Origin of the sequence: Streptomyces sp. NPDC057271, assembly GCF_042668715.1 — a bacterium.
GTDB lineage: Bacteria > Actinomycetota > Actinomycetes > Streptomycetales > Streptomycetaceae > Streptomyces.
The window spans coordinates 1-5,936 of record NZ_JBHUYJ010000195.1; the positions used below are offsets into that span (position 1 = coordinate 1).

The 5,936-nt window shown below is 67.8% G+C and carries 3 protein-coding genes and 1 pseudogene; 2 read left to right on the forward strand and 2 right to left on the reverse strand.

Annotated features, from left to right (window positions below):
* On the reverse strand, positions 1 to 290 hold a 290-nt coding region (locus tag ACFUJR_RS38485), incomplete at its 3' end, for a transposase domain-containing protein (protein WP_383180745.1).
* 514 nt (positions 291 to 804) lie between these two features.
* Between ACFUJR_RS38485 and ACFUJR_RS38490 the strand changes: the two genes are divergently transcribed.
* Entirely contained in the window at positions 805 to 2,157 is a 1,353-nt protein-coding gene (locus tag ACFUJR_RS38490; RefSeq protein ID WP_383180742.1) for a cytochrome P450, read from the forward strand.
* Between the two features lie 156 nt (positions 2,158 to 2,313).
* Here ACFUJR_RS38490 and ACFUJR_RS38495 read toward each other — a convergent pair.
* Positions 2,314 to 3,654, reverse strand: a pseudogene (locus ACFUJR_RS38495) (IS1380 family transposase).
* 629 nt (positions 3,655 to 4,283) lie between these two features.
* On the opposite strand from ACFUJR_RS38495, the gene ACFUJR_RS38500 reads away from it, so the two are divergent.
* The gene (locus ACFUJR_RS38500; protein ID WP_383180739.1) at positions 4,284 to 5,690 is read left to right on the forward strand and encodes an IS1380 family transposase; all 1,407 of its coding nucleotides are present in this window, start codon (positions 4,284 to 4,286) and stop codon (positions 5,688 to 5,690) included.
* Positions 5,691 to 5,936 lie beyond the last annotated feature (246 nt).

Consider the following 5,936-nt stretch of genomic DNA (forward strand, 5'->3'; position numbering starts at 1 on the left):
GGCTCTTGAGGAGCATCCCCCGCCCGCGACCAGCGATCCTTCCCCAACCTCAACCACGAAACGGACAAGAGCTCACGTTCCGCACTCTCATAGTCCTCGCCGCGGAACAGCGCCAAGCCCATGACCATGTAGACCACCACATGCGGCGGCAGCTTGCCATCGGAGCGACGGGCCTGTCTGCCGTGCTCGGCCACCACCTCGTCGATCACGTCACGCGGGACATCAGCGGCCAGGACTCCGACGGAGACCAGATTCTGCAACTTCCGTTCCCGCAACGCGTCCTGATCCATGCCCGGCACGATAGCCAACCCGACGGGCGGATGGCATGGCCCCACCCCCAACAACAAGATCAACTTACGCTACGTGGCATTGGAGTTCAACCCGCCCCGTATTGAATCCTTCGGCTACATTTCCTGCTGGCGCTCCGGGAGGGCTCTAGTGTGGGGCCCACGTCAATTATCGAGGGTGATTGTTTTGTGACTGAGAGCGCCGGAATCGGCTCCGTCGGTCTCAGGACATGACAGAACCAGCATGCACACACATCAGATTGCTTGTACTCGTGGGCAGTTGTGAAGGGTTCGACTCCCCGCAATGGATCTACTCATTTGTGAAAGCTGCGCTGGTCTCGATCCTACGGATGCGCCGGCGGCTGGCCGACCCTGCTCCCGTTCGTGGACGATCATGGCCCGAGTGGAACAGTGCGAGCGTGGGAAAGGTCAAGCGGCGCAATGTCCATGTCGTCTTAACGCGACATGCGTGATGGGCGGTCGGTATGGTCCGATCGCGAGAACGAGAGGACACGGAATGAAGTCCGCGCTCACTGGCGTCCGCCCGGCCGTGGCGGTCGCTCCCGGAGCCCTGCCGGTCGTCGGCCATGCCGTATCCCTGATACGTGATCCCCTGGGGTTTCTCACCGATGTCGGCTCCCAGGCCGAGCTAGTGGAGGTGCGACTCGGGCCGCAGCCAGCTGTGCTGGTATGCGACCCCGACCTGACCCGCCAGGTCCTGGTGAACGCCCGGACCTTCGACAAGGGCGGACGGCTCTTCGACAAGATCCGTCACACCGCGGGCGACGGTCTGGTCAGTTCGCTCTGGCCGATACACCGACGGCACCGGCCGCTGGTTCAACCGGCCTTCCACCCTCGGCAACTGCCCCGGTACGCCGAGGTAATGCACGAGGAGGCCGCCGCCTGCACCCGCTCCTGGCGCTCCGGGGACCAGATCGACCTCACCACCGTTATGCAGCACTACACGCTGCGGGTGTTGCTGCGGACCCTGTTCTCCGCCACCACGGCAGCCCCCTTTCTCGACAACATCCAGCGCAGCGTCCCGATCGTGCTGCGCGGCGCCTACCAACGCGCTATGAACCCGGTCGACCTCCTGGAACGGATACCCCTGCCGGTCAACCGTCGCTTCAACGCGGCTTTGAACTCCACGCGCCGAATCGCCGCCACCATCATCAGCCAGTATCAGCATTCCGGCACGGACCACGGCGACCTGTTGTCGATGCTGCTCGCGGCACGCGACGAGAAAACCGGGGAGGGCATGACTGCGGAGGAGATCAACGACCATGTCTTCACCCTGCTCATCGCAGGTACCGAGACCACCGCCTCCTTGGTGGCATGGACGTTCTACCTCCTCGGCCGGCATCCCCATGTCGCTAGACGTCTACATGACGAACTGGACAAGCTGCCCACCGACCGCCCGGTCGACCTCGTCGGCATTCGGGCGCTCGACCACACCAGACGGATCCTCCTCGAAACGCTGCGTCTGTACCCGGCCACATGGCTGCTGACCAGGATGACCACCACGGACCATGAACTCGGCGGCTATCGGCTCCCAGCCGACACCACCATCATATACAGCCCCTACCTGATCCACCGCCGCCCTAACATCTTTCCCGACCCCAACCTATTCGACCCCGACCGCTGGCTGCCGGAGCGAGCCGCGGCGATACCGCGCAGCGCCTTCATCCCGTTCGGCGGAGGCAGCCGCAAGTGCATCGGAGAGGACTTCGGGATCGTGGAGGCGACTATCGCCCTGGTCACTATCGCCCGGGGATGGACACTCGAGGCGATCGACGACCGACCGGTGCGCCCCCTCCCACGGATAGCCCTGTCCCCCGGCGCCCTGCCGATGACCGTCAGGGCACGCTAGCTTCCCCGTTTCGCTTCGAGTGGTTGAGCTGGGGTGATGGCGGAGGATTGGTGCGGTCGGCCCCTGGTCGTTGAGTGGGCATGGCTTGGGCCCGACGCTCGGGTCGGGGTCTCCAACGGTTTCTCGGTGGTGGGCGGGCAGGGACAGCGCCGCAGGTCAGGTGGCCGGTCGCGGTAGTGCGGTGAGGCGGGCGAAGGCGTTGATGAGTTGGTGCCGCCAGGGCCAGGTCGCGGCGATCCGCAGGCGAAGGCGGCGGCCGCCGCGAGTGATGCGGGCGGCTGCGTGCAGCAGCCGGTAGCGCAGTTTCTTCGGCTCGGCGGTGGCCAACTCTCCTTCCAGCAGCAGGGTCTGGGTCCAGGCGAGCAGGTCGGTGGCGGTCAGGGACAGCTCCAGCCACGCTTGGTTGAGGGTGAAGTGTCGGGAGGGGAAGCGGCCGAAGCCGGTGATCTTGCCGCAGCGGATGCGGTCCTCGACGCGGGTGTGCGCGCGGTGGCGGACTTCCAGGTGCTGCAGCGAGCCTTCGCCGTAGGGGGTGTCGGTGAGGAAGACCTGTTGGCGCATGCCCTCGTCGAGGTCGAACAGGGACAGTTGGGCGCCGGGGTGGGGGCGTTCGCGGCGGACGATGATCCGTGTGCCGTCGGGGTAGCCGTCCAGGCCGGTCAGCTCGGCGACCTCGGCACCGACGCGCAGGGTGCCGTCCTGCTCCAGCGCGGGGTGCCGACCTCATCAGGCAGAGCGCGGATCGCGCGGCGGACCGGCTCGGTGACGGGATGTCCGACCGAGAAGGATGTGTGGAGGCCTCGGGCGCGCAGGGCCCGCAGGTGGGCCAGGAACGCTTTGGCGCCTCCGGCGCTGTCGGTGCGGACGAGGATGGGGGTGCCGTGGCGGCGGTCGTCGGGGATCTGGGCGAGCGCCGCATCGAGGACGGTGATGTGGTCGGCGGCGGTGTTGGCGCCTGCGTTGCCCGGCCGCAGCAGTCCGGCCAGGGCTTCGCCGGTGTTGTCCAGGAAGCACAACAGCGGGTGGTATCCGAAGCCCCGCTTGTAGGTGGCTGCGGCCTGCTCTTTCTCGGAGTGGCAGGTGACCAGGGTGGCGTCCATGTCAATGACCAGACCGGGCAGGTCCCGCCCGCCGGCCTGGGCCGCGGGTATGCCGCTGTCCGTCTCAGCGGCCTGCATCCAGGCGACCTCGCGCGCTGCAGCCCGGGCCGTGTGCAGTGCTGGCAGTGCCGTGTGGTCGATGCCGGCCAGCAGGCGCCAGGCGGTCGGGGTAGAGGCCACCGGGCCGAAGACCTCGTCCTGGTCGCGCAGTAGGGCCAAGTCGGCGATGGCTTCGCCGCCGTCGGCGAGCATCACCGCCACGTCCACCGCGACCCTGCCCCGGGTTGTGTCCGGTGCCGCGTGGCCGCAGGTGGCGTAGCGCGTCGGTGAACGCGGCGGTCAGGCCGGTGGCGTCAGCGAGATCGGCCAGCAGACGGGACCCGGCATGGCTGACCACACCGTGGCCGTCGGCCGAGACGACGAGCTTGGGGCGCGAGGCGGTAGTGTCGGGTAGCGGGGACGCATTGCCCGCCCTGCACCCTGCTACCGCGTCGCACCGGCAGGGCTTTTCTTCACGAGACGTCATCGAGGGTTCACGGGTGTTCGCCCGCCCGGTCTTCCCCTTGCCTGTTGCCGCCGGGTGGAGCGGCGGCACTTGGGCTTCTCCTCGGAGCTTCGCACCCCGCCGTTACCAGCGACGCACGTCCGAGTGGGGACGGGCCATCGGACACGGACCCGGGGCTACCCTGTCGTCGGCGACAACGCCGACCCCCTCTCCAAGGGCACTCACTCAACACACGCGACCTCGTGTCGCACGTGCACGCAGAAAGTGCCTTCCTGCTGGGATGACAGAGACCTTCGACAAGCCTCATCTTCCCAGCTCAGAGGGTACTTTCGCGTTTCGGATCAAGATCCGGACACCGTGGCAAGTGAAACAGGCAGGTTAAGTCGCTGGTATTGAGGCTAGCCTCGCCGTTTCACTTGGGTACGGATGGCTTTGGGGCGGAAACACGAAAGTGCCTTCTGACCTGGAACGATGAACCTTGCTGAGGGGTTCTGTCGGTCCAGGCGGAGGGCACTTTCTACGTGCAGGGTATCGGGTTGCGTCCCAAGATCTGTGTCAGTGCCGATGGCTCGGGGGTGGTCGGGCATGCCGGGGCACGGTTGCTGGCGGATCTTGCCGATGCCACCGGGCTGACCGCCGCGTACTCCGCCGCTCTCAGGCCGCTTCGGCCGCGCGGGACCGGACATGATCCGGGCCGGATCGCCACCGACCTGGCGGTGATGCTCGCCGACGGCGGCGAGGCCATCGCGGACCTCGCCGTGCTGCGGGACCAGGCCGAGGTGTTCGGCCCGGTCGCCTCGACGCCGACGGCCTGGCGGCTGCTCGCCGACACCGACGAGGCTGCACTCGCTTCGCTGCGAGTGGCCCGCGCCTCGGCTCGGGAAGTCGCCTGGCTGCAGGCCGCCGAGACCGGTGAAGGCATCCCCACTGCACGGGCCGGCGGACGAGAACTTCCCGGCCTGGTCCTGGACCGCGACGCCACGCTGGTCACCTGCCACTCCGAGAAAGAGCAGGCCGCACCCACCTACAAGGGCGGCTTCGGCTTCCACCCGCTGCTGTGTTTCCTCGCGAACACCGGCGAGGCCGTGTCGGGGCGGCTGCGGCCCGGGAACGCCGGCGCCAACACCGCCGCCGACCACATCACGGTGCTCGACCAGGCGCTCGCGCAGATCCCCGACGCCCACCGGCACGGCACCGACATCCTGGTCCGCGCCGACAGCGCCGGATCCGCGAAAGCCTTCCTCGCCCACGTCCGCGACCTGCGGAAACAAGGAATCCGTACCTTCTTCTCGGTTGGATACGCCATCACCGAGCCGGTCCGCCGCGCTGTTCGGACCATGCCCGACCGCCTCTGGCATCCCGCCCTGGACCAGGACGGCACTCTGCGGGATGGTGCCGAGGTCGCCGAGCTGACCGGCATGGTCAGTCTGGACGGCTACCCGGCCGGCACCCGCATCATCGTGCGCCGAGAGCGGCCGCACCCCGGCGCCCAGCTGTCCCTGTTCGACCAGGACGAGGGCCTGCGCCATCAGGTGTTCCTCACCGACACCCCATACTCCGGGGGCGGATCCGCCCAGTTCCTGGAGGTCCGCCACCGCAGGCATGCCACCGTCGAGGACCACATCCGGTGCGGAAAGACCACCGGCTTCGGCCGCTTCCCCTCCCGCCACTTCGCCGTCAACGCCGTCTGGCTCGAACTCAGCCTCGCGGCGATCGACCTGCTGGCCTGGACGCGCGTCCTGCTGCTGGACGGGGAGCTGGCCGCTGCCGAGCCGAAGAAGCTCCGCTACCGGCTGCTGCACGTCGCCGCCCGCCTCACCCGCGGCGGCCGACGCCTGCGCTTGCGGATCTCCGCGAACTGGCCCTGGAAAAACGAACTGGCCACGGCCTTCCACCGCCTCGCCGCACTGCCCCGTCCCGCCGGCTGACCAGTACATCCCTGACCGCCGACGACCCGAAGGACCCTGGAGAACCCGACCACCGCGCCGGGTCTCCGCCATGTCCGAACACCGAAATCGCCTCGGCCACGCGACAGTTACCCCTCAAGGACACCTCATCACCGCAACCGAAACGGCGAGGCTAGTACTCCAGCTGTAGATCGCGATCTTCATGTCTGGGCGGCTTGTCGCTGGTAGTGGCTGGTCTGGGATCGGGCCTGGTGGTGGCGTCGCCAG

Coding starts and splice junctions, on each gene's coding strand:
- ACFUJR_RS38490 (WP_383180742.1), top strand. CDS start 805: ATGAAGTCCGCGCTCACTGGCGTCCGCCCGGCCGTGGCGGTCGCTCCC.